15 protein-coding genes are annotated in these 23,604 nt (G+C 67.5%); 7 read left to right on the top strand and 8 right to left on the bottom strand.

Annotation, left to right across the window (positions count from 1 at the left end; translation table 11 throughout):
- Positions 1–40 precede the first annotated feature (40 nt).
- Positions 41–2,257, top strand: coding sequence for a S8 family serine peptidase (locus CXQ90_RS07390; protein WP_104138104.1), 2,217 nt, complete (start codon positions 41–43; stop codon positions 2,255–2,257).
- Between the two features lie 30 nt (positions 2,258–2,287).
- Here CXQ90_RS07390 and CXQ90_RS07385 read toward each other — a convergent pair whose 3' ends face one another.
- From CXQ90_RS07385 to CXQ90_RS22310, 6 genes are all read right to left on the bottom strand, one after another.
- Positions 2,288–5,464 carry a bifunctional cytochrome P450/NADPH--P450 reductase gene (locus tag CXQ90_RS07385; RefSeq protein ID WP_104138102.1) on the bottom strand — a complete coding sequence of 1,059 codons (3,177 nt, stop codon included), beginning with the start codon at positions 5,462–5,464 and terminating at the stop codon, positions 2,288–2,290.
- Between the two features lie 159 nt (positions 5,465–5,623).
- Entirely contained in the window at positions 5,624–6,382 is a 759-nt protein-coding gene (locus CXQ90_RS07380; RefSeq protein ID WP_104138101.1) for a hypothetical protein, read from the bottom strand.
- A gap of 99 nt (positions 6,383–6,481) precedes the next feature.
- On the bottom strand, positions 6,482–7,204 hold the full coding sequence (locus CXQ90_RS07375; protein WP_104138099.1) for a sortase: 723 nt from the start codon (positions 7,202–7,204) through the stop codon (positions 6,482–6,484).
- A 3-nt stretch (positions 7,205–7,207) separates the two neighbouring features.
- A complete protein-coding gene (locus CXQ90_RS07370; RefSeq protein ID WP_258064405.1) occupies positions 7,208–7,852 on the bottom strand; it encodes a hypothetical protein in 645 nt (214 codons plus the stop codon).
- Between the two features lie 154 nt (positions 7,853–8,006).
- The gene (locus CXQ90_RS07365) at positions 8,007–8,777 is read right to left on the bottom strand and encodes a hypothetical protein (protein ID WP_104138095.1); all 771 of its coding nucleotides are present in this window, start codon (positions 8,775–8,777) and stop codon (positions 8,007–8,009) included.
- A gap of 184 nt (positions 8,778–8,961) precedes the next feature.
- Positions 8,962–13,923: an S-layer family protein gene (locus CXQ90_RS22310; RefSeq protein ID WP_181038463.1), complete on the bottom strand. Its 4,962-nt coding sequence runs from the start codon at positions 13,921–13,923 to the stop codon at positions 8,962–8,964.
- A gap of 237 nt (positions 13,924–14,160) precedes the next feature.
- On the opposite strand from CXQ90_RS22310, the gene CXQ90_RS07355 reads away from it, so the two are divergent.
- Both CXQ90_RS07355 and CXQ90_RS22305 read left to right on the top strand, forming a co-directional pair.
- Positions 14,161–16,035 (top strand): O-antigen ligase family protein, encoded by a 1,875-nt coding sequence (locus tag CXQ90_RS07355; protein WP_104138093.1) that lies wholly within the window; start codon positions 14,161–14,163, stop codon positions 16,033–16,035.
- Between the two features lie 344 nt (positions 16,036–16,379).
- Positions 16,380–16,793 (top strand): hypothetical protein, encoded by a 414-nt coding sequence (locus CXQ90_RS22305; RefSeq protein WP_181038462.1) that lies wholly within the window; start codon positions 16,380–16,382, stop codon positions 16,791–16,793.
- A 6-nt stretch (positions 16,794–16,799) separates the two neighbouring features.
- Here CXQ90_RS22305 and CXQ90_RS07345 read toward each other — a convergent pair whose 3' ends face one another.
- Together CXQ90_RS07345 and CXQ90_RS07340 are read right to left on the bottom strand one after the other, a co-directional pair.
- On the bottom strand, positions 16,800–17,492 hold the full coding sequence (locus CXQ90_RS07345; protein ID WP_104138091.1) for a TrkA family potassium uptake protein: 693 nt from the start codon (positions 17,490–17,492) through the stop codon (positions 16,800–16,802).
- Positions 17,485–18,915, bottom strand: coding sequence for a TrkH family potassium uptake protein (locus CXQ90_RS07340; RefSeq protein ID WP_258064404.1), 1,431 nt, complete (start codon positions 18,913–18,915; stop codon positions 17,485–17,487). The genes CXQ90_RS07345 and CXQ90_RS07340 overlap by 8 nt, the downstream gene beginning before the upstream one ends.
- Before the next feature lie 345 nt (positions 18,916–19,260).
- Between CXQ90_RS07340 and CXQ90_RS07335 the strand changes: the two genes are divergently transcribed.
- The 4 genes from CXQ90_RS07335 (at position 19,261) to CXQ90_RS07320 (ending at position 23,399) form a co-directional block, all read left to right on the top strand.
- Entirely contained in the window at positions 19,261–21,243 is a 1,983-nt protein-coding gene (locus tag CXQ90_RS07335) for an APC family permease (protein ID WP_104138090.1), read from the top strand.
- Positions 21,244–21,485: 242 nt separating this feature from the next.
- Positions 21,486–22,001 (top strand): hypothetical protein, encoded by a 516-nt coding sequence (locus CXQ90_RS07330; protein WP_104138089.1) that lies wholly within the window; start codon positions 21,486–21,488, stop codon positions 21,999–22,001.
- Between the two features lie 97 nt (positions 22,002–22,098).
- Entirely contained in the window at positions 22,099–22,371 is a 273-nt protein-coding gene (locus tag CXQ90_RS07325) for a hypothetical protein (RefSeq protein ID WP_258064403.1), read from the top strand.
- Positions 22,372–22,553: 182 nt separating this feature from the next.
- Positions 22,554–23,399 carry a phosphatidylinositol-specific phospholipase C/glycerophosphodiester phosphodiesterase family protein gene (locus CXQ90_RS07320; protein ID WP_104138086.1) on the top strand — a complete coding sequence of 282 codons (846 nt, stop codon included), beginning with the start codon at positions 22,554–22,556 and terminating at the stop codon, positions 23,397–23,399.
- Positions 23,400–23,604 lie beyond the last annotated feature (205 nt).

The following is a 23,604-nucleotide window of genomic DNA, read 5'->3' as shown; positions in this document are numbered from 1 at the left end:
CGGTCACGAGTGGCCAGGGGCGCCGCACAGGATGGTCTCAATGTCTCAGACGCGCCGCCGCACGTACTTGTCCTCCTTACTGACCTCGGCCGGCATTGCCGCCCTGGTTGCGGGCGCGCTGATTGCGCCGCCGGCCTCGGCCGCAGATGATCCGACGCTGCTGCCCGCAGCGCCGCGCCGGGCAGCCCCCGCCGTTCCGGCGCCCACAGACCAGTTCATCGTGAAGTTCAAGGACCCGGCCGCACGGGGCACTGCGGAGCGGGCCAGGGCCTACGGCCGGGCCGCGGCCAGGCTGGGCGCCCCCGTCAAGGACATCCGTGCCACCGCAAGCGGAGCCCGGGTGCTGCGGACGGACAGGAAGCTGGGCGCCGGCGACGCGGCGAAGCTCCTGGCCTCGCTGCGGGCCGATCCCGCCGTGGCCTACGCCGAGCCGGACACCCTCTTCCAGGCCAAGGCTGCCGACCCGAACGATCCCGTCTTTGCTGACCAGTGGAACCTGTCCCCGGGGCCCGCCGGCATCGGGGTCACCAAGGCCTGGGACATCACCCGGGGCGGCGGAGAGGTGGTGGCAGTGGTGGACACCGGCATCACCAGCCACATCGACCTGCAGGCCAACGTGCTGCCGGGCTATGACATGATCGCCGACCCCGCCAACGCCCGGGACGGCAGCGGCCGCGACTCCACCGCCAGGGACGAAGGCGACTGGACCGACATCGGGCAGTGCACCGATGGCATGCCGCAAATGGCGTCGTCGTGGCACGGCACCCACGTGGCAGGCATCATCGCCGCCGTTGCCGGCAACTCGGCAGGCATCGCCGGAATTGCCCCGCAGGCCAAGATCCTGCCGGTGAGGGTTCTGGGTCCCTGTGGCGGCCTCATGTCCGACATTGCGGACTCGGTGCTGTGGGCCTCCGGTGCCACCGTGACGGGAGTGCCGCGCAATGCCACTCCGGCACGGGTCATCAACCTCAGCCTCGGCGGGCCGGGGGCGTGCCCGCAGACTCTCCAGGCGGCCATCAACACCGCCACCGGCAGGGGTGCTGTTGTGGTCACCGCCGCCGGCAACGAAAGCGGGCAGGCGGCGGACTCCTCTCCCGGCAATTGCCAGAACGTCATCAACGTTGCGGCCAGCGGGCCCAGCGGCGCGCTGGCACCCTATTCCAACTTCGGACCGGCCGTGGACGTCACGGCACCCGGCGGCGACATGTCACCCGTCCCGGGCGGCGGGCCGGACAGCGGACTCTTCGGCGGCATCTGGTCCACCGCGAACGACAGCAATGCCAGGCCCACCACAGAGCCGGGCGCAAACATCTATGCCGCCGAAGGCTCGTCCTCCGCGGCCCCGCACGTTGCGGGAACAGCCGCGCTGCTCATGGCGCAGATGGGTCCGGGCGCCACCGCCGCCGCCGTCGAGGAACGCCTCAAGGGCACCGCCCGGCCGGTGCCGGGAGGCTGCCCCGAAGGGTGCGGAGCCGGCCTGGTGGACGCCGCGGCCGCGGTGCCGCGCACCACCATGGTGGTTGCCGCCGGCGACCTGAGCGGCGACGGGAAGGCCGACGTCCTGGCCCGCGACAACACCGGTGTGCTGTGGCTCCACCAGGGCAACGGACGCGGCGGCTGGCTCGGACGCGCCAAGGCCGGGTCCGGCTGGAACGCGATGACGGCCGTCGTGGGTTCCGGGGACATGAACGGGGACGGCAGGAACGATGTGCTGGCCCGCGACGAGTCCGGCGCCCTGTGGCTGTACCCGGGTAACGGCCGGGGCGGCTGGCTGGGGCGGATCCAGGCGGGCAACGGCTGGAACGCGATGACCGCCGTCGTGGGTCCCGGGGACATGAACGGCGATGCCCGGAACGATGTCCTGGCCCGCGATACTGCCGGGGTGCTGTGGCTCTATCCGGGCAACGGCCGGGGCGGCTGGTTCGGCCGGGTGAAGGCTGGTTCAGGCTGGAACGCGATGACCGCCGTCGTGGGTCCCGGGGACATGAACGGCGACCGGAAGGCCGACGTCCTGGCCCGCGACGCCGCCGGCGTGCTCTGGCTCTATCCGGGCAACGGCCGCGGCGGCTGGCTCGGCAAGGCGCAGGCCGGCACCGGCTGGAACGGCATGACGACCATCACCGGCCGCGGCGACTTCAACGGCGACGCCAGGAACGACGTCCTCGCCGTGGACACCGCCGGTGCGCTCTGGCTCTACAAGGGCAGCGGCAACGGCGGCTGGCTCGGGCGCGTCCAGGCGGGATCCGGCTGGAACTAGGCGCGGCACCGCTGCCTTGATCAGGCGAACTCAGGTGAAGATGTCCGCCACATAGCGCCCGTGGGTGCGTTCCACCTCATCGATCCACGCCTCGGCCTCCGCCTCAGAGGCGCCGGTCGCTTCTTGGTAGATGCGCTCGCATGTGTCCCGGACCTCCGGCGCCATGTGCTTGCCGTCGCCGCAGACGTAGACGGTTGCGCCCTGTTTGACCATCTCGACGACGTCCGCCCGGTCCGCCCAGAGCCGGTGCTGGACGTACTTCTGGCCGTCCGTGGGTGCGGTGGAAAAGACCGGCCGGAGGTCGAGGTTGGCTTCGTCTGCCCAGGACGCCAGCTCAGCCTGGTAGAGGAAATCGGTGTCCGGGGCCCGGCAGCCGAAGAACAGCATGGAGGGCGCCGGCTTGATGCCCTCGGCCTCGGCCCGCAGCGCCCGGTCCTGGACGAACCCGCGGAAGGGCGCCAGCCCGGTCCCGGCACAGACCATGATGAGCGGAACCTCCAGGGACTGGGGCGGGTGGAAGGCGGCATTCGAGGGACGCACGGTGACCGCCACCCTCGTCCCGGGCCTGGCCTGGGCGAGGTAGGTGGAGGCGGCGCCTTCGAACACGCCGCGGCCCGACCACGCCGGAGCCTGGACGACGGCGAACGTGAGGGTCACATGGTCCGGGCTCCAGAGCGGGGACGAGGAGATGGAGTACCGCCGCGGTGCCAACTGGGTCAGCAGCTGCAGGAATGAGCTGAACGACAGCTGGCAGGACGGATACGTCTCCAGCAGGTCCAGCAGGGAGACGCGCTTGTCCAGGATCTCTGCCGCATGGCGCTCGCGGTCCTCCGCCAGGGCCTCAAGCTCCCGGCGCTGGGCAGGATCCTCCGCCACATCGGCCAGGTACTCGAGCTGGGTCCGCGTGGCCGGGACCGCAAGTTCGACGTAACTGCTCAGCAGTTCGCCCACAGCCACGGGCATGCCGGTGGGCAGGAACGTGTCACCCTGTTCCATGCTCAGCAGGACGTGCGAGTCATAGTCGAGGTTGAAGCGGACCAGGGCCCGCTGCACCAGTTCGCTGGGATTCAGCGGCAGCACGGCCAGGTAGTCGCCGGTCCGGTAGCTCATCCCTTCCGGCAGGGCGATCTCCACATGCCGCTTGGACTTGGCACCGGGCCTGGCCAGGTCCACGAGTTCGCGATTCGCCACCACCGTGCCGAGGGCCAGCCCGTTCTGGCGCAGCAGCGGCTCCCGGACGTTGCCCACGAACTGGATCTCCAGCTCGGGCTGCGCGGCAGGCGAGCTGGTGCTCTGCCCCAGGGCGGCGTCCACGGCCGGCCAGAACCCCGCGTACCACTCGTCGAAATCGCCGAAGAAGTCGCCGCGGGCGTTGGCCTCGCCCCGCTCATAGATCCGCGCAGCACCGGCGGCCTCGAGCCGGGCGTCGATGGCCTTGGGCACCTCCTGGTAGGTCCGCGCCCAGTCCTTGTTGCCGTTGCCGAACACCGTGTACCGCACCCCGGCGAGGCTGTCCGGCCGCAGGCCCTCGGTCCAGGTCATGAATTGCCGGGCGTTGTCCGGCGGCTGCCCCTCGTACGAGGAGGCCACGATGGCAACCACCCCCTCCGTGGGCAGTCCGCCGGCCCCGGCGTCGAGCGGGCCGATCGTGGGGCTGTAACCGCGCCGCCCCGCGTCGTTGGCAATGCGCTGGGCGAAGTCCTGGGAGGTTCCCGCATTGGAACCGTAGAGCACCCGGAGCGGGACGCCGTTGGCGGCTGCCGCAGCCGGCGCTTCCGCCTGCCGGGCAAGTTCGACGGCGGCCCCGCCGGCCGCCTCGATCCGGACGTTCCGCCGGCGCACGTTGATGAACAGCCCTTCCGGCTTCATGGTCAGCGTGTGGTGGATCTTCAGCTCGTAGCCGGGGTCCGCCGCCGTGATGTCGAAGCGCTGCAGGAGCTTGGCCAGGAACAGCATGGCCTCCTGCAGGGCAAATCCCCGGCCGATGCAGGAGCGCTGCCCGTTGCCGAAGGGCTTCCAGGCGTTGGCGGGGATTTCCGGTGCACGTTCGGGGGAGAACCGGTCCGGATCGAACATTTCGGCGTCCTCGCCCCAGGCTTCCTTGTCCCGGTGCAGCCGCGGGATCAGGACCAGGATGGGCTGGCCCGCCGGGACCTCGTAGCGGCCGCCGAGCATCGTGTCCTCGAACGGAGCCACGTTGAACCCCGGGGCGGTGGGCCACAGGCGGAGCGTTTCCTTAAGGATCTGGTCCAGGTACCCCAGACGGGGCAGATGCTCGAAGCGGGCGCTCTCGGTGCCGAGGACCTCGTCCACCTGGGCACGCGCCTTGGCCAGGACATTCGGATGGCGCAGCAGTTCGTAGAGTGCAAAGGAGAGCAGGCCGCTGGTGGTCTCATGCCCGGCCACCAGGAAGGTGACCATCTGGTAGCGGATATTGTCCTCGTCCAGCCGCTCGCCGGTCACCGGGTCCGCCGCATTGAGCATGGTGTCCAGGATGTCTTCACTGCCGGCGGGGCTGGGGTTGCGCCGCCGGTCGCTGATCATCTGGTCGGCCACCTCGAACATGAGGGCGTTGTCCTCCTCGAGCTGGTGGCGCCGGCGGAGCATGATCTTGTTCTGGACGGGGAGCCTGCGCCCCCGCTGCCCGGACTCGACCAAGGCACGGACCATGGCCCCGACAAAGGGATGCAGCTCCTCCCGGTAGAGGCTGTTGAATCGGTAGCTGAACGAGCACAGCGCAATGGTGTCCAGGGTCAGGCGGGTGGTGTTGTCCGGAGCGTCGATCCGGGCCGTGGGGCCGAGCCGCTCCCACTTGAGCAGCAGCTGCTCGGCGATGTCGTCCATGCCGCTGAACATCCGCTTCAGCGCCGCCGGCCCGAACGCCGGCATCAGGATCCGGTGCGCCTTCTGCCAGTTGGGTTCTTCCGTTCGTGCGGTGAACAGGCCGTCCCCGATAAACTCCCGCACCTCGCGCAGGGAGACGCCCAGCACCTTTCCGAAACGGGACTCGTCGCACACCTCGTTGACGAGCTGCTGGGAGGAAATGGCAATGAGGCTGCGGTCGAAGACCTGGAGCCGGACAATGGGGCCGTACCGCTCGGCCACCTCGGCGATTCCCAAAAGTCCCTTGCTCGAATCGATGTCCGGCAGGTTGCCGACCACCGGCTTCGAGGGAGGCTGGGGGATGGGGACGCTGGGCGAAGTCATGGCCCCTCCTAGGCGATTTATCAATTGAGGCTCTGTGAGCATTAATTGCTGCCTGGCCGGACGGCAGTGTCCGGATTCGACACAGGATACTCCCGTCAGGTCCGGGGCACTACGGGAAATTTCCGCACCGCCGCGGGTCTCTAGCGAGGGGTCTGGCCGCTACCCGCAGGAGCCCCGCCGGATCTCGAGCTGGAGGTTGTGCCGCACGGAATAGTCGTGCTCGATGGAGGAATAGTTCACTTCGACGTCCCGGGCGGTTCCCCGCACGGCGCCGGCGTCCAAGGCCACATCCACGGTCAGATCCGCATGGGCTCCCGGCGCGAGTTCGAACCCCGCCACGGGTTCGGGCACGGCGGGCGTCGCTGGCGTCGAGGGGGAGGACGACGGCGGCTCCGCGCTCCCGCTGTGATGTCCGGTTTGTCCCGGCGAGTGGGAGCTGGCCGCCGTAGGGGTTTCGGCACCGTCGGCCGGTTCTGCGCCACCGTCCGCCGGCCCTGCACCGTGGTGGCCTTGGCCTTCACGGTTGGCGGGCGTTGCCAGGGCCGAGACGATGCCCAGGGCCTTGGGGGCCAACAGTTTGATCTCGCCCATGGTGAAGGACTGGTCCGTGTTGTTGTGCAGCAGCACCGCGAACCTGGCGAAGCCGTTTGAGGTCTGCACGGCGCAGAGCTTCGCCGGGTTGGCTCCGACGCTCAGCGGGTCCTCCGGGCGGGACGCCGCGGCGGGTGCCGGGATGGCGGTGCCGGTGGGGCCGGCCGATGGTGCCGGGCTGGCGGACGCTGCCACGCCGGCAGCGTTCGCGGCGGCGGGTGCCGGCTGGGCGCGGAGGGACTGTTCGATTCCCGGCGCACCGCAGCCGGACAGCACCAGCAGTGCCGCGGCGCCGCCGAGGAGGATTCTGCCTTTGATGGTGAACATGGTGCTCTCTTTCGCAGTGTGCGGTGTATCGGAACCGTCGTCGAGTATCCGCTGGTTGAGCTTGTCGAAACCGACGGTTTCGACAAGCTCAAGCCGGCGTTAGCCCGCCGTCGTGGACTTGAGCTTGGCGAAGACCACGTAGTTGTCGTCGAAGAGGCCCGTTGCGGGGTCGTACCCGTCGCACGTGATCACGCGCAGCTCGGGGCCTTTCGTGTTGCCGTACACCTCGAGGGTGGGGAAGTTGTCCTTGCTGTAGGCGGCGGCCCTGGTCACGGTGAACAGCGCCGCGGAGCCGTCGGCCCGCTGCACTGTAATGCCGGCGCCGGTCCGCAGCCCGCGGAGGTCCGCAAACACTCCGGGTCCGCCGCCCACCGCGTTGACGTGGCCCAGGACCACCGCGGGCCCGGTCTCGCCGGGGGACGGGGAGCCGGAGTACCAGCCTGCGGGTGCGCCGGGACTGTCCGGCGGCACCTCCAGCGACCGGTTTTTCCGCAGCCCCAGCTTCAGCAGCGTGGACTGCACGCCGATGTCCGGAATGCTGAGGGATACGGGGGCTGGTGCCGGCCGGGCAGGTGAGGGGACGGCGGCTGCCTTGCCGGCTGCCGCCGTCGTGCTTTGTGCCGTTGGTGGGGGCACTTTCGACTCCGGAGCGGCGGGCTGCGTCGCGGCTGTTGCCGCCGAGGATGAGGTGCCGGTCGGCGTCGGTTCCGCGGTCGTGGCAGCGGTTCCGCAGCTGCTCAGAACGAGGCCCGAAAGGACAAAGAGGGTGGCTGCCGCGGACGCGGCACGGTGCCGGCTTCTGCGTTGGGTCGGGGTGCTCATGGCCTAGTGGTGTTCCGTCCAGCAGGCCAGAATGGTGGTGGACACCTGGTAGGCGAACGCGGTGGGCGTCACCTTCTGGGGCCCGACGGCGGCCGGCAGCCTGGTGGCGTTGACGTACAGGGTGCTGTTGTCCTTCAGGAAGACGACTGATCCGTCCTTGGTCTGGTAGGCGGGGAACCCCAGGTTGGAGAGGCCCTTGATCGGCGCTGTGGTGCCGATCCTGCTTGCCAGGGCGTCGAAGTACTTCCGCGCTGACGCGGGGTCCGGCGATTCCTTCACCGAGATCACCAGCGGGCCGTCCGCGAGGTGGTAGGTGCAGGCGTAGGTGCTATCCGCCCAGTCATCGACGGCGTGCGGCGCCTCTTTGAGGGCCAGGATCGAGGAGATGTCGTCCTTGGTTTCCTGCCCGCAGATCATTTTTGACGCCTCGGACGGACCGCCGGCAGACGTGGTGGCCGGGCTGGTCGCGGCCGCGGAGTGGCCGCCTGGGTGTTGGACCTCGGCAGTTGCGGGAGCGTCCGACGGCGGTGCTGCCGCCGTCGTCGCGGGTCCGGTGCTGCCGGCGGCAGCCGCGCAGCCGGACAGCAGCAGCGATGCCAGCGCCAGCGACGCCATCATATGTTTGCGGTTTCTCATTGGATTGCTCATCTTCACGTCCTGTTCTGCAGCATGCTGTCCCTGCTGCGTGCGGTACTGCTGCGTGCGTCGGGCAGAATCCGGCCGCCGCGGCCCCAGTTAGCCGCGGCAGCCGGAAGCCCTGCCCATCCGGGCATTTGCCCGGGCCGGCGAAAGCCTAGGCGGCTTATGCGGCCTTGCGACGGCGGACGATGTAGGTTCCGCCGGCAGCGGCAGCCAGCACGAGGCCACCACCCAGAGCCAGCACCCCGGCGTCGTTGTTTTGCGGAGTCTGCTTAACGCCGGTGTCGGCGCCGCCCACCGGCATGGCCATCTGGCCGGCGACGAGCGTTCCGCACAGCGCCGGCGACGTTGCCGCGAGCGGCAGGCTGGGCACAAGATCGCTCTTGGCGGCCTGGCCGGCAGCGCTCAGGGTTGCGGGATCCAGGCCGTGAACCACCACGACGGCGGTGCCGTTGTGCAGGGCTTCCTTGGTCTCGGCGTTCAGTTCGAACGTCCGGTCAATGGTGTAGGCGCCGCCCTGGCCGGCAAGCTTGAGGTCCAGCCCGGCCGCGGGGCTGGTGTCGCCGCTGGTGGAGAGTGTGGTGCCGATTTTGCCGTACGAGGGGGCGCCTTCGGTGGTGGAGATGACGCCGTCGCCGTTGGCGTCAGCGGCGGGGGCGGGGCACTGGCCCTTGGCGCCCACGTGGATGTGCTGCACGTGCGGGTACGGGGCGTCCATGAATGTTTCGGCGAGACCGGAGACGTTGAGGGACACATGGGCCTGGTTGCCCGTGACGTGCACGGCGACGGTGCCGGAAGCGGAGCTGCCGTTCAGCTGGCCCAGCGTGGCCTGGTAGGAGTGGTCGCCGTCGTGGGCCATGGCGGGTGCGCCGGACAGGGCGAGGGCGCCAAGCGCCAGGGTGGGAACAGCCATGAAGCGCAGAGTCTTGTTCATCGGAAGTATTCTCCTCATGCAAGTGGGTGGTTCTCCCAGAGGTGGGACACAGGCAGTTCGGAGCGGTGCTGGTGCCGGATGGGAGAAAAGGTGATTTGTTTCACTCGGTCCTCCTTGGGCGCACGAAGCCCCCGCCCAGAATCATCTGGACGGGGGCTTCGGGTTACTGCTTTGGGGCTGGCTCCTAGACCACCTTGACGGTGCCCGCCGACGTCTTGGCAACGGCGGTGTAAGCCGCCTTCCGGCCAGTGACGGTGACCGTCAGAATCTTTCCCCTGACAGCGGCGGCCGGTTTGTACGTGCTGGCGGTGGCGCCGGTGATGGCGATGCCGTTCGCCTTCCACTGGTAGGTCAGCGTGACCGGTGCCGGTCCCCAGAGACCGCCGGCCGTGAGGGTGGAGCCGACCTTGACAGCGCCCGTGATGGTTGGTGTCGGGGCGGTCAGGGTGCCCACTGCGACCGTGGCCGTTGCCGCGCTGGTCTTGGCCGCGGCGGTGTAGCCGGCCTTGGACCCGGTCACGGTGACGGTGATCGTCTTGCCAAGCACCGCTGCTGCCGGCCGGTAGGTGCTGGCGGCGGCGCCGGTGATGGCGATGCCGTTTGCCTTCCACTGGTAGGTCAGCGTGACCGGCGCAGGTCCCCAGACGCCGGGGGCTGCGGTGAGGAGGGACCCCACCTTGGCGGTGCCCGTGATGGCGGGCACCGGTGCCGTCAGCGTGCCCGCTGCCACCTTGACCGTGGCCGCGCTGGTTTTGGCCACAGTGGTGTAGGCGGTCTTGGCTCCGGTGACGGTGACCGTCAGGGTTTTGCCCACAACGGCCGACACCGGCCGGTACGTGCTGGCGGTGGCGCCGGTGATGGCGATGCCGTTGGCCTTCCACTGGTACTTGAGGGTGACGGGTGCCGGCCCCCAGGTTCCTGTTGCCGTCAGCGCGTAGCCCACCTTGGCGGTGCCGGTGATGACCGGTACCGGTGCGGTGAGAGTTCCCGCCGCGATCTTGGCCGTTGCCGCACTGGTCTTGGTGACGGCGGTGTAGCCGGCCTTCGATCCGGTGACGGTGACGGTCAGGGCCTTGCCCAGCAGAGTTGCGGCCGGCTTGTAGGTGCTGGCCGTGGCGCCCGTGATGGCGATGCCGTTGGCCTTCCACTGGTACTTGAGGGTGACGGGAGCCGGTCCCCAGGTTCCTGCGGCGGTCAGCGTGGAGCCGACCTTGGCGGCGCCGGTGATGGCAGGTACCGGCACGGAGAGCGTGCCGACTGCGACCTTGGCCGTTGCCGCGCTGGTCTTGGCGGCGGTGGTGTAGCCCGCCCTTGTTCCGGTGACCGTGACAGTCAGCGTCTTAGCCACGTCCGCCGCCGCAGGCTTGTAAGTGCTGGCGGTGGCGCCCGCGATGGCGATGCCGTTGGCCTTCCACTGGTACCCCAGCGCGACAGAGACAGGTCCCCAGGTGCCCGGTGCGGCGGTCAGCGTGGAGCCGACCTTGGCAGTTCCGGTGATGGCGGGTACCGGTGCCGTGAGCACAGGGTTGAGGGCCATGACAGTTGCCGTGCGCGCCGACGTCTGGGCCGCCGTCGTGTAGCCGCCCTTGGTGCCGGTTACGGTGACGGTTATTGTCTTGCCGACGTCGGCCGCCGTCAGTTTGTAGGTACTGGCAGTCGCGCCGGCGATGGCGAGTCCAACGGCTGTCCCGTTGGACTTCCACTGGTAGGTCAGCGCGACTCCTTCCGGAGCCCACGTGCCCGGGACGGCCGTCAGCGTCGATCCCTCCTTGGCGGTTCCCGTGATGGTGGGAACCGGTGCGGTCAGGGACCCCGAGGCGTACGACAGATCGTGCGTGGTGGCGTTGCCGCTGGTCACTGTCACCGGTGTTGCAGTGGCTTCTGTGGCGGCGTTACCGGAGTAGAGGTCGCCGGTAACCGGGCCGCCGCTCACCCGCAGGATGTAGTTTCCTGACGTCAGGCCCTTGATGGTGTACTTGCCGTCCGCATCGCTGAGGCCGGCGCGGGTCACGAGTGAGCCGTCGATGGTGTAGGCCTGGACGAACGCGGAGAATGGCTTGCCCTCCTTGTTCAGCAGGGTGCCGGTCACGGATCCGCCGGACGTCAGGGTTGCGTCGATGTTTTGCACCGGCTGGCCCGGGGTTACGGGGATGGACTGGGCCTGCCCCACACCGGCGGACTCGGGCTTGTTCTGGAAGAACTGCGCCTCCTCCAGCGAGTAGCCGCTGGAGCGGTTGAAGGCTACCTTGTACGAGCCTTCCGCCAGCCCCACCACGCTGTAGTTGCCGCTGGGGTCAGAGACGCCGTTCTTGACGGTCTTGCCGCTGTTGTCCAGCACAGAGACGAGGTATCCGGTTGCTGTGCTGGCTCCGGTGACCTTGCCCTGGATGGAGGCTCCGGTGACTGCAGTCATGTCCACGCCCGTCACGGTCTGCGAGACCGTTACGGTCACCGGGGTGGCGCTGGCTGCAGTTGCTCCGCCGTGCCAGGCATCCGCAGCGCCGCTTTGGCCGCCGGAGAACCGCACGGTGTACGTGCCTGCCTCGAGCCCGATCACGGAGTACGTTCCGTCCGGATTCACATAGCCGTACGCGGGGGCCGCATTGCTGGCCCCGTTCTTCGTCGCGATGATCTGGGATGCATTGAGGTTGGTCCCTGCAGGGGCGGTGATCTTGCCGCTGATGGTGCCGCCCTTGATCAGGGTTGCGTCAATGGCGGTCACGTCCTGGCCTTCGGTGACCGGCACCGTGGTGGCGGTGTCAATGGAGGAGGCGTTCTTGTACCACTGCGGCAGTGCTCCGGTGCCGAAGGCACTGAAGGAGATCTTGTAGTTCCCCGGCAACAGGCCGCGGAGTGAGTAAGTGCCATCGGCATTCGCCCAAGTGGAGCCGGCCATTGAGTTGTCGCTGGCCTTGTAGGCAGTGATGTAGGCCTCCGAGGAGTATCCGGCTGCCGGCAGCGTGACCTTGCCGCTGATGGCGGCACCCTTGGCAAGAGTGGCGTCAACGGCCGTCCGGTCCTCGCCCAACGTGAGCGTGATGGGCGTGGCCTCCGCCGCGGTCTGGACGTTGTTGTACCACTCGTCCAGGGCCCCGGAGTTGTAGCTTGAGAACTTTACTTTGTAGGTTCCCGCGACAAGTCCTTTGATCGCGTACGTGCCATCCGCGTTCACCTGCCCATACGTGCCGTTGGCGCTTCCCTCTGCGGTGGCGGAGACGTTTACCATCGTCAGGTCGACGCCGGCGGGAACCGTGATCTTGCCCGTGATGGACGCGCCCTTAGTCAGAGTCGCGTCGATGCCGGTGAGATCCTGGCCTGCGGTGAGGGGCAGCAGCGTGGCGGTTTCCATGGTGGTTCCGCTCGCATACCACTGGGTCAGCGCGCCCGTGTCATAGCCCGAGAACTGGACCTTGTAGTTTCCGGCGCGGAGGCCCGTGACCCTGTACGTGCCGTCGGCCCGAACCTGGGCGGTCACGGCGGATGCCCTGAAGTTGTCTGCGTTGTACACGCGCGCCGTAACCGCGGAGAGGTTGACCCCAGCCGGAGCTGTGACATTACCGCTGATGGTGGCGCCCTTGACGAGGGGCGTGTCGCTCAGAGCCAGGTCCTGGCTGTCCGATACGGGGACGGTTGTGGCCGCACTGTGCGACAGACCGCCGTACCACTGGTCGAGTGCCCCCGAGGTTCCCGCTGCGAACTGGACCTTATAGGACCCGGCTGCCAGGCCGGCAAAGTTGTAGGAGCCGTCGGCGGCGACGTCGACGGAGGCTGCAAATGAGTAGTAGCTGTCCGATGTGTACAGATAGGCCTGCACTCCGGACAGGTTGATGCCGGCCGGTGCGGTGACCTTGCCGGAGATTGACGCGCCCTTGACGAGGGTGGCGTTGATGTCAACATGATCCTGACCCGCTGTCAGGGTGACGGGCGTGGCGGCCTCAAACGATGCGGCGCCGGCGTACCACTGCACCAGCGCGCCCGTGTTGTACCCGGCGAACTGCACCTTGTAGCTGCCTGACGGGAGACCGGCCACCTTGTACGTGCCGTCGTCGTTGACGGAGGAGGAGGCTACGTAATTGGGGTTCGTTCCGCCGGCCTGGTAGACCGTGGCCTGGATGGAGGCCGGATTCACTCCCGCCGGTGCAGTTACCTTTCCGCTGATCGACGCGCCCTTGACGAGGATGGCGTCGATCCCGGTACGGTCCTCGCCCGCGGCGAGCGTCACGGGCGTGGCCGTGGCTTCGGAAGAGGCGCCTGCGTACCACTGGTCCAACGAGCCGCCACTGTTCCCGGAAAACTGCACCTTGTACGTGCCCGCAGGAAGGCCCGTTACCTTGTAGGCGCCGTCGGCACCGATTTGCACCGAATTTTCCCAGTTCCCGTCCGGCAGGACGAAGTTTACCTGGCCGGCATTAGGGTCTAGACCCGCAGGTGCAGTAACCGTGCCGCTGATGGAGGCGCCCATGGCCAGGGTAGGACTGATGCCCGTGAGGTCCTGGCCCGCCCCGAGGACGACGGGGGTGGCGGCAGAGGACGTTGCGCCCCCGCCGTACCACTGGCTTGCCGCACCCGAGTTGTTTCCGGTGAACTGGACCTTGTAGGGTCCCGCCGCAAGTCCGCGGAGTGTGTACGTGCCGTCCGCATTCACGCGGCCGTAGCCGTTTTGCCACGGGCTCTCCGTGGCGAGGGCCATGACACCAACGCCTGTGACGTCGGCACCAGCCGGCACCGTGACCTTGCCGCTGATAGAAGCGCCCTTGACCAGGACCACGTCGATGCCCGTGAGGCCTTGGCCGGATGTGAGGGTGACGGGTGTGGCTGCGTCGAAGGACGTTGCGCCGGCGTACCACTGATCGACGCCTCCGGAGTTGTTTCCGGTGAATTGGACCTTGTAGGAACCAGCCGGAAGTCCGGTGACGGTGTAGCTGCCGTCATCATTGAGCTGGCCGTGGCCAGCGCCCGAATACCCATCGGCGGTGTAGGCGTAGACATTTGTAGCGGTGAGATTGACGCCAGCAGGGGCCGTCACCTTGCCGCTGATGGAAGCATCCGACAAGTCTGCTGCGTTGGCCGGCGCAAGGCCGAACAGCACCAGCGCTGACAGAACCGATAATAAAACGGCTAACCGGAAACGGAATCGCCTGCTCAAAGTGAGCATTTTTACCCCCCATGGGTCATGCAGCGGCTGGGCCGCATCATTTTTTTGATTGTCAAAGAACGCCTCAGTGTAACTGTTTAAATCCGAATTCAATGCCGGGATTTTCATTATTTCCGCTGTATGTCCAATTGAGTTAGTAACCGGTAGCGGGTGTCTGTCAAAATAGCAGCGTGCCTAAGCGCCATGGCCATAGTGAAGTAACTTTGGGTGAAAGGTCACCAGCCCCGCATGAAGCAAGCGATTACCCGGCTGCCCGCGCTCTGCATCATCCTGATGGCAGGGTCAATCCTGGTCTTTCAACCCGGAGGCCTGTTCAGGTTCGTCTGGATCAAACTCGCGGTGGTGATACTTGCTGTCCTCGCCGGCCTGCTGTCTCCGCTGAAGGCACGGATTCCTCTTCTGGTGCAGACGGCGACCGCCGCCTGCTTGGTGTGGATCGCCGTCGCCATGTTCTTGTCTGATACTCCGCTGGCCAGCATGGCCGGACGCTGGCCGCGCTACGAGGGCCTTCTGACGCTGGGCGTGTATGTGGCCGTATTTCCGGTGGGCGCGAAGGTGCTGGGCGGGGATTCTTCCGGCCCGCGCTGGCGGATTCTGCGCCTGGCGCTGGCCGCGGCTGCCGTGGTCCTGTTCGTGGTTTCCCTCCTCGAAGGCACGGGGTTGCGGCCGCTGGGTGGCGCCACCGACGTGCGGCCAGGGGCGACGCTGGGCAACGCCACGGACCAGGGCCTCATCGGCTTTGTCATCGCAGGTGTGCTGTCCGCCGGCGGTAGCCCGGAGCGTGGGTGGCAGGTGTGGCTGCACCGGGCCGGCCTGATCGCCGCTGCCGCGGTGGCGATCCTTTCCGGCTCCCGGGCGGCGCTGGCCGGGCTGCTGATCGTGGCATTGTTTGCTTCCTTCATGTGGATGAGGAGCCGGTCCTGGACCCGCCTCAAAATCGTGGCGGGCGCATTGCTGGCTGCGGCGGGCGTTGCCGCGGGAGTCCTGCTGGTGCCGGCCGCCCGCGACCGGCTGCTTTCCGCCGGGACCGTGGACGGGCGATGGCTGCTATGGGACCGGAGCCTCCGCCTGATCGACGCCGATCCGGTCTTCGGCGTCGGCCCGAGCGGCTTCGTTGATGCGCTGCCGGCGTATCTGAACGAGGAGTGGGCCCGATCCGTGGGCGACAGTTTCGCCGCCGATTCGCCCCACAGCTGGCCGCTGCAGGCACTCTCGGCAGGCGGCGTTCCGCTGCTGTTGCTCGTTCTGGCGCTTGCTGCGGTGGCGTTGTTGGCAGTGATTCGGCGGATCCGGGGTGCGGAGAGTTCCGACGAACGGCGCTACCTTGCGGTGGTGCTGGTGACGGTGGCCGCGTACGGAATCGCCCTGCTCACCCATTTCACGTCCATCGGCACCACGGCCCTGGTGGCATTCCTCTGCGGGGGACTGGTGGGCCGTGACGGCGCGGTCCTGCCGGGTTCCCGCGCCGGCATGACGGCCACGTCGGCTGCGGGCAAGCTCCGCTCGGCTGCCCCGCGGGCAGCGGGCCTGGTCCTGGCCGCCGCGGGCCTCGCAATCACCGTGCCCGCAGCAACGGCGGAATGGCCGATGGGCGCCGGGGTCAGGGCCCTGGAATCGGGCGAGATTGCCTCGGCGGAGCGGTCCTTCCAGCAGGCGCGCCAGCTCAGGCCGTGGGACGGCGACACCGCACTTCTAGCGGCCCAGGCGTTTGCCGGCCCGGCGACGGCGGGGGACCAGCAGGCGGCGCAGCATGCCATTGAGTGGGGGAGCCTCGCGCGCGAACGTTCGCCGCGCTCGCAGGAGGCGGGGACGGCGCTCGCCATCGGTTACCTCTACAGCGGGGATCCGGGCGCGGCCAAAAAACTGCTGGACGGGCTGGTCAGGGAGGCGCCGTACTCCACCGGGCTCTATGTTCACCGGGGCGTGGCACAGTTCGGTCTGGGGCAGGCCGCCGGGGGGATCGCGGACCTGGAGCGTGCGGCAGCCCTGGATCCTGGCCTGGAAACGCCCTGGCGCATCCTGTCGAACATCCATCAGCGATTGGGCAATGCCGAAGCCGCCCAGGCCGCGAGGCAGCGCGCAGACAAGTTGTCAGGAGGCTAGCTCAGGGGAATTCCGGGCGACCTCGATCCGGGACGCACAAGTTCCCTGTCCGAGTGCAAATTCACGGACAATAAACTGAACTCTTCATAAACATTCCGAAATGAGAAGTTGTTTTCCTGAGAATGCCGCAAGATTAGATAAAGTTAAGCGCAGTTTTCCGGGAAAGGCCCTAGATAATATCCGGCGGTGTTATTGTTCGGCGGTTGGCGGTTCCTAGGTGGTGCGGTATTGCGCCCCGTCCGGAAACAGCGCAGACACACAAGGAGCACTTTCTCGAAACCCTGTAGAAAACTTCATGCGGCAGGCTGGCTGTATTGAGCCGGACCGTGGAAGGGGACACAACAATGGCTGCAGATGAGGACCTTGAGGTGCATTCGTGCGCGGAGCTCTCGGCGGGGGAAGTGATCGAGGCCTGGCACCGGGACCGCCTGGTACACCGGGGGACCGTGAGCAGCACGTTAGAGGAGATCGACCTGTTCTGGATCATCGATTCCCGGACCGGTGCACGCCGGCTGCTGGATCTTGAGCAGCTCAGCATCAAGCGCGTACCGGTGGGAAAGCCAGCCGCCGCCGTCGCGATGACGAAAGAGGCCGCCGTCGGGAAGCTGTTGCCGGCCGCCACGCGGAAGCGGGAGCCGGCGTCCGCCGTCGGGAATCGGAAGCCAGCGGCCGCCGTCGCAGAACGGAAGCCTGCCGTTTCCGTGAAACCGAAGCCTCCCGCCAGCCTGCGGCAGGTCGCCTTCATAGAGGCGGGGTGACGCCCGTCAGGTGAGGTTGCTGAATCTCTCTGCCTGGGTTTTGCTGCCCTGGACAATGATCTGGTCCTCCTCGTAGAGGACGGTCTGGGCCGTGGTGTGGCCCCAGATCCCGCCGGGGCGTTTGACGGCCACGATGGTGATCCCGTACTTGTCCCGGAGCCCCAGCACGCCGAGCGGGCGGTCCTGGGCTTCCCTCGGCGGGCTGGTGCGGATCATCACGAAGTCGTCCTCGAACTCCACGTAGTCGAGCAGGGAGCCCCGGACCAGGTGGGCCACGCGTTTGCCCATGTCGTGCTCGGGCCGGATCACGTGGTCCACGCCGAGCTGCGCCAGGATCTCGGCATGCGGTTCGCTGATGGCCTTGGCCCAGATCTGGGGTTTTTTGAAGGTGAGGAGTCGGGACGTGGTGAGGATGCTGGCCTCGATGTCCGTGCCGATGCCCACCACGGCCCGGTCGAACTCGTGCACCGAGAGCTGGCGCAGCACCTCTTCCTTGGTGGAGTCCGCCCGGACCACGTGGGTCAGGCGGCCGTTGTAGGACTGGACGATCTCTTCGCTCGCGTCGATCCCGAGGACTTCGGTGCCCTGCGCCTCCAGCTCGAGTGCCAGCGCGCCGCCGAAGCGGCCCAGCCCGATCACGACGACGGAGTCCGCCTGCGCCGCGCTGCCGGCCGGGCGGGAGAAAATGTTCTTAGCCAATGAGGGGCCTTTCCTTCGGGTATTCGTAGAGCGGCGGGCGTTCCCGCAGTGCGAGGGCGGCGCCCAGGGTGACCGGGCCGAGGCGTCCGATGAACATGAGCAGGATCAGCACCACCTGGCCGGCCGGCGGCATGGCCGCGGTGATCCCGGTGGAGAGTCCCACCGTGGCAAACGCGGAAACGACCTCGAACAGGATCCGTTCCTGCCCGAAGTCCGTGATCATCATGAGGAACATGGTGGAGCCCACCACCAGGGCGATGGCCAGCAGAACCACGGTGATGGCCTGCCGGTGCACGGCCCGTGAGAGGCGCTTGCCGAAGATGTTCACGGCCGTCCCGCCCTGGAGCTCCGTGGCCAGGATGAAGAACAGCACGCCGAACGTGGTGATTTTCAGGCCGCCCGCGGTTCCGGCAGGACCGCCGCCGATGAGCATCAGGATGTCCATACCCATCCAGGACACGGGGTACATCTGCCCGATGTCGATGCTGTTGAATCCCGCCGTGCGCGTGATGACTGACTGGAAGAAGCCGGCCAGGACGCGCTCGCCGGGCCTGAGGCCTCCCAGCGTTGCGGGGTTGGACCATTCGACGGCGGTGAGGAAGACGGTGCCGCCGGCAAGGAGCACGGCGGTGCCCACCAGGACCAGCTTGGTGTTCATGCTCCAGTGGATGGGCTTGCGGTACTGCCGGCCGAGTTCGAACAGCACCGGGAAACCGAGGCCGCCGATGATCACCGCCGCGGCGATGGGCAGGCAGATCCAGGGGTCGCCGGCGAACCCGATCAGGCTGTCTGTGTACAGGGCGAAGCCGGCGTTATTGAATGAGGACACCGAGTGGAACACGCCGTGCCAGAGCGCACGGCCGGGCGCGTACCCGTACCCGGCCACGAACCGCGCGGCGAGGATCCCGGCGAGGATGACCTCGACGGTCAGGCTGATGGCGAGCACGCCCAGAAGGACCCTGCGAACGTCGCCGAAGCCGGTGCTTTTGGTCTCGGCGGCCGCCGAGAGGCGCGAGCGGAGGCCCAGCCTGCGGGCCATCAGCACGCCGAGCAGGGTTCCGAAGGACATTACGCCGAACCCGCCCACCTGGATCAGGGCCAGAATGACCACCTTGCCGAAGCCGCTCCAGTACACCGGCGTATCAACGGTGATCAGGCCGGTCACACACACCGATGAGGTGGCGGTGAACAGGGCGTCCAAGAAGGGGGCGCCCTCCGGCCCGTTCCGCGAAACGGGCAGCATCAGCAGCAGGGTTCCCACGGCAACCGCCGCGGCGAAGCCCAGCACGATCACCTGGGCAGGGTGCTGGGGCGACAGCACGTTCAGGATGACCGGAAACGCCTTCGACGCGCGATGCCAGTGGCCGTGGCGGACTCCGCCGGAGGCGTCTTGCCGCTTTTGGGCACCCGGGACGTCGCGCATAAGCGTCACGCTACCACCGCGAATCCACCGCGGATGGCCGGAACGAGGTGGCCGTTAAGAAAGCGTTAAGATCCCGGGTTCCGGCCCGATGCGGGATGTGGCCGGTGCTACGCTCCCGTGGTCATCAGCAAAGTTTCCACTCGAATCGAAGGGCCCCGTGGCCACCACAAGCGCGAAAGCGGCGACCGGCCATGTTCGCTGATTACGCCCCCTTGCTCCTGCTAATTCTGGGCTGCGCCGTGACCGGCTACATGATCTACCGGTTCATTAGGGCAACCAAGTAGCCCCCGCCGTCGCCCGCTCCCAGCCTGAACCGACGCAACCGGAACCCCAGAAAGACTCTTCATGACCGCACCAACCCAGTATTCCGTTCCTGCCAGCGTTCCCAATCCGGAGCGGGAGGCCGGCCCCGGCAGCCCCCTGACGCGGTGGCTGCTGGAGCACAAGGTGCACCAGCCGACGGGGCCGGAAGTGGCCGAGGCCGGGGCGCACGAGCAGCCCTGGTGGAAGGTGATGTGCCTGACCGGCGTGGACTATTTCTCGACGCTGTCCTACCTTCCCGGCATCGCCGCGCTGGCCGCCGGGGCACTGTCACCGCTGGCCACCCTGCTGATCGTGGCCCTGACGCTGCTGGGCATGCTGCCCATGTACCGGCGGGTGGCCCATGAAAGCCCGCACGGGCAGGGCTCCGTGGCGATGCTGGAGAACCTGCTGTCATTCTGGAAGGGCAAGGTCTTCGTCCTGATCCTGCTGGGGTTCGTGGCCACGTCCTGGATCATCACCATCACCCTGTCCGCCGCGGACGCCACGGTCCACATGCTGGAGAACCCCTACCTGCCGCCCTTCCTGGAGGGACAGGCAGTCCTCATCACCGTGGTGCTGCTCCTGATCCTGGGCGGCGTGTTCCTGCTCGGCTTCTCCGAGGCGGTGGCCGTCGCCATCCCCCTGGTGGCCGTCTTCCTGCTGCTGAATGCCGTCATTATCGGCGCCGGAATTTTCGACGCCGTCACCCAGCCGGGTGCCATGGCCGCCTGGACCGATGCGCTCACCGCTTCCGGCGGCGGCTTCGGCAGCATCGCCGGCCCCGCCCTGCTGGCGTTCCCCCTGCTGGTGCTGGGGCTCTCCGGCTTCGAAACGGGCGTCAGCATGATGCCGCTCGTGGCAGTCAAGGGTGCCACTCCCGCGGAGCGGCTGGCCTCGAAGATCAGGAACACGCGCAAGCTCCTGACCACGGCTGCCGTGATCATGAGCGTATACCTGCTCGGCAGCAGCTTTGTGACCACGGTGCTGATCCCGGCCGAGGCATTCCAGGAGGGCGGCGAGGCCAACGGCCGCGCCCTGGCCTACCTGGCCCATGAACGCCTGGGCAACGGCTTCGGCTCCGTCTATGACGTCAGCAGCATCCTGATCCTCTGGTTCGCCGGCGCCTCCGCCATGGCCGGGCTTATTAACATCGTTCCGCGCTACCTCCCGTCCTACGGGATGGCCCCGGACTGGTCCCGGGCGGTGCGGCCGGTGGTCCTGGTCTACACGGCCATCAGCATCCTGATCACCATCGGCTTCAACGCCGACGTCAACGCCCAGGCCGGCGCCTATGCCACCGGCATCCTGGCCGTGATGGTCTCCGGCGCCCTGGCCGTGAGCATTTCCGCCGCCCGGAGCAAGAGGAGCAGGGCCGCCGTCGGCTTCTCCGTCCTGACCCTGATCCTGCTGTACGCGCTGGCCGCCAACGTGATCGAAAAGCCGGACGGACTGGCCATCTCCGGGTTCTTCATCCTGGGCATCGTGGTTGTCTCGCTGGTCTCCCGGGTGAGCCGGACCACCGAACTGCGCGTGGACAAGATCGAGTTCGACGAGACCGCCCGCCGGTTCATCACCGACACGCTTGAGTTCGACGGGCGGATAAACCTCATCGCCAACCGCCCCCAGGCCCGCGACGCCGCCGAGTACATGGACAAGGAGGCCGTGCAGCGGGAAAACAACCCCGTGCCCGGCACTGCCGACGTCATATTCCTGGAGATCGATATCACGGACCCCTCCGGGTTCAGCGAGGTGCTGGAGGTCCGGGGCGTGGAGGTGGACGGGCACCGGGTGCTGCGCGCGGACAGCCCGGCGGCGCCCAACGCCATCGCCGCGATCCTCCTGGCCCTGCGCGATGCCACCGGAGTCCGGCCGCACGCGTACTTTGAGTGGGCTGAGGGCAATCCGCTGGCGCACCTGATGCGTTACCTGCTGCTGGGCCGCGGGGACACGGCGCCGGTGGTCCGCGAGATCATCCGCGAGAACGAGCCTGACCCCGAACGCCGGCCTGGCATCCACGTGGGCTGACCCGCCCGGACGCTCTCTCACTTGCGGTCGCTTCTTTCCTGACGCTCTCTCACTTGCGGTCGGGTTTTTCCTGACGCTCTCTCGCGTGGATTCGCTCACTCCTTGACACATGCCGACTTCAGCAGCCTGCGCCAGGAGCTGCCGGCGTCATGCGCCGGGGACTGGGATAGGCTCGCTTGGGACCGGAACAAGCATTGATTCCAACTGTGAGGGCGGGGAATTCCTTGGATCTACTGGGCGGCATGAGCCGCGACGACCTCCGCATCTTTACCTGGGTTGCGGCCACCGTCTTCGCGCTTGTGGCCGGCGTCTGGCGGCCGCGAAGACTTCATTGGACTGCGCTTGGTTCAGTCCTGCTCTTCGCGGCCCTCAACGCGGGTGCCGGGATCTACGTCCTGAACCATTTCCGTGATTCGCGCTGGTCTGCAGGGGGAGAACCGCCGCTGAGCGCCCCATCACTTTCCGGAACGCCTATCGTGGGGCAGTTTCTGGGCCCCCTAGACTCCGCTATGAACGGAGTGGTGGGCGGGGTGAACGAGTTCCTGGCATTCAAGCAGGCGCTTCCCGTAGCGCTGGACTTCCTTGCCGCGTCCGGCTGGGCCCTGCTTGTGGCGTTCCCGCTTGCCATTCTCGCCGCCGGCATCAGTTACGCCGTGGCTCGGCGCCGAACGGCGGAGTTCGAAAAATACCGTGCCACCGTCGACCTGCTCAAAGATGAGCTCGAGCAGGTCAAGCGGCAGATCTCGTCCGCGGCGTGACGTCGGACTCCTTACCTGCTTCAACGGAATACCGAGGAGCCCAAGGGCCTTGTTCTAACTGGGCGCCGAACGACCGGCTGCCTCGTGAAAGGACCTCTTGCCCTCTTTTATCCCGTTCAACATGCGCGCTACGGTCCGCGAAGACCACAAGCGCTCCTTCCGCACCGATATTGAACGCCTCACTTCCGGCCACCGTGGTTGGGCGCCCCTGGACGTGGTCAAGTCCACGAACACCCAGGCGCTGCTGCGCGGAGCGGTCCCGGAAAGCGTTCACACCGCCACCGACGCGAGTCTTGCCCGTTACCTCCAGGACCGCCTTGTGGCCGACGACGATATCCACGTGGACCTCACCGTCATCATCGAGCGCTAAAACGCGGCCCACGCGAGCCCCGGACCTCTCAGGTCCGGGGCTTTTTCCATGGCCGTTCACCGTGGCGTCAGCCTCCGGTGGGGCAGCGTTAGCAAGCGCGGGGCAGTGTGGTGGGGCACGCCGTCGGGCCTTCCCATCAGGGAGGCGGGCGGCGACCCATCCCCGCACTGAAGGAGAACCCTGTGCTGATCAAAAGCACCGTCACCGCACTCGTTGCCCTCACGGCCCTGGCCGGCATTGCCGCCCCGTCCTCGGCGGCGCCGGCGACCGAGGTCGTCCTGGGGCAGCCGCACGCCGCAGCCCACGCGCACAACGACTACGAGCATGGCCGTCCGTTGCTGGACGCCCTGGAGCATGGCTTTACCAGCGTGGAGGCGGACGTCTGGCTGGTGGACGGTGAACTCCGCGTTGCCCACGACCTCGTGGATGCCAAGGCCGGCGTCACCCTGGAGAGCCTGTACCTCGACCCGCTGGACGAGCTGGTCCGCCAAGAGGGCCACAGCGTCTACCCCGGCTGGGACGGTAGCCTGCAGCTGCTGATCGACATCAAGAGTGAAGGCGAGGCCACGTACGCCGCAGTGGAGAAGGAACTGGCAGAACACCCGGCCATCATGAGCCGGTTCGCCAACGGCAAGGTATCCACCGGACCGGTCACGGCCGTCATCAGCGGCAACCGCCCGCTGGCCACCATGAAGGCCCAGACCAAGCGGTACGGTTTCTACGACGGCCGCTCGGACGACCTCGCCTCCGGCATGCCGGCCGGGCTGATGCCGCTGGTCAGCGACAACTGGACCAAGCTCTTCACCTGGCAGGGCGTCGGCCCGATGCCGGAGGCCGAGCGGACCAAGCTGCGCGCCTACGTGGAAACCGCCCACGCCAACGGTTACCGCGTCCGCTTCTGGGCCACCCCGGACCAGGCGGGCCCGGCACGCGACGCCATGTGGACCGAGCTGCACAACGCCGGTGTTGACCACATCAACACGGACGACCTCCCCGCGCTCGAAAAGTTCCTGAGCGCCCGCGGATAGTAGGTTCCTGCTCCCGCCGCCACGCAACGCAATTGACCCTCCCGCATGCCAATTGCGGGAGGGCCAATCGGTGTTTGCGCGGTGGCGCGTGGGACAGACGTGCACCCGTTTTGGCAGGTCATGTTCGAAAAACTGAGCCTCTTCTATAGCCGCGGCTGTCAGGCGGGGCTAGGCTTCAGGCTCAAGACGGTGCTTCAGCCTGAGG

Source organism: Arthrobacter sp. ZGTC131, assembly GCF_002929275.1.
In the GTDB taxonomy this organism is placed as follows: domain Bacteria; phylum Actinomycetota; class Actinomycetes; order Actinomycetales; family Micrococcaceae; genus Arthrobacter.
Note: the sequence above shows the minus strand (reverse complement) of the source record. Positions and strands in the feature narration are given on the sequence as shown.

Bases quoted from the DNA above. Each gene is read 5' to 3' on its own strand.
- CXQ90_RS07390 (WP_104138104.1), top strand. From the start codon at position 41: ATGTCTCAGACGCGCCGCCGCACGTACTTGTCCTCCTTACTGACCTCG.
- CXQ90_RS07385 (WP_104138102.1), bottom strand. From the start codon at position 5,464: ATGACTTCGCCCAGCGTCCCCATCCCCCAGCCTCCCTCGAAGCCGGTG.
- CXQ90_RS07380 (WP_104138101.1), bottom strand. From the start codon at position 6,382: ATGTTCACCATCAAAGGCAGAATCCTCCTCGGCGGCGCCGCGGCACTG.
- CXQ90_RS07375 (WP_104138099.1), bottom strand. From the start codon at position 7,204: ATGAGCACCCCGACCCAACGCAGAAGCCGGCACCGTGCCGCGTCCGCG.
- CXQ90_RS07370 (WP_258064405.1), bottom strand. From the start codon at position 7,852: ATGAGCAATCCAATGAGAAACCGCAAACATATGATGGCGTCGCTGGCG.
- CXQ90_RS07365 (WP_104138095.1), bottom strand. From the start codon at position 8,777: ATGAACAAGACTCTGCGCTTCATGGCTGTTCCCACCCTGGCGCTTGGC.
- CXQ90_RS07355 (WP_104138093.1), top strand. From the start codon at position 14,161: ATGAAGCAAGCGATTACCCGGCTGCCCGCGCTCTGCATCATCCTGATG.
- CXQ90_RS22305 (WP_181038462.1), top strand. From the start codon at position 16,380: ATGGCTGCAGATGAGGACCTTGAGGTGCATTCGTGCGCGGAGCTCTCG.
- CXQ90_RS07340 (WP_258064404.1), bottom strand. From the start codon at position 18,915: ATGCGCGACGTCCCGGGTGCCCAAAAGCGGCAAGACGCCTCCGGCGGA.
- CXQ90_RS07335 (WP_104138090.1), top strand. From the start codon at position 19,261: ATGACCGCACCAACCCAGTATTCCGTTCCTGCCAGCGTTCCCAATCCG.
- CXQ90_RS07330 (WP_104138089.1), top strand. From the start codon at position 21,486: ATGAGCCGCGACGACCTCCGCATCTTTACCTGGGTTGCGGCCACCGTC.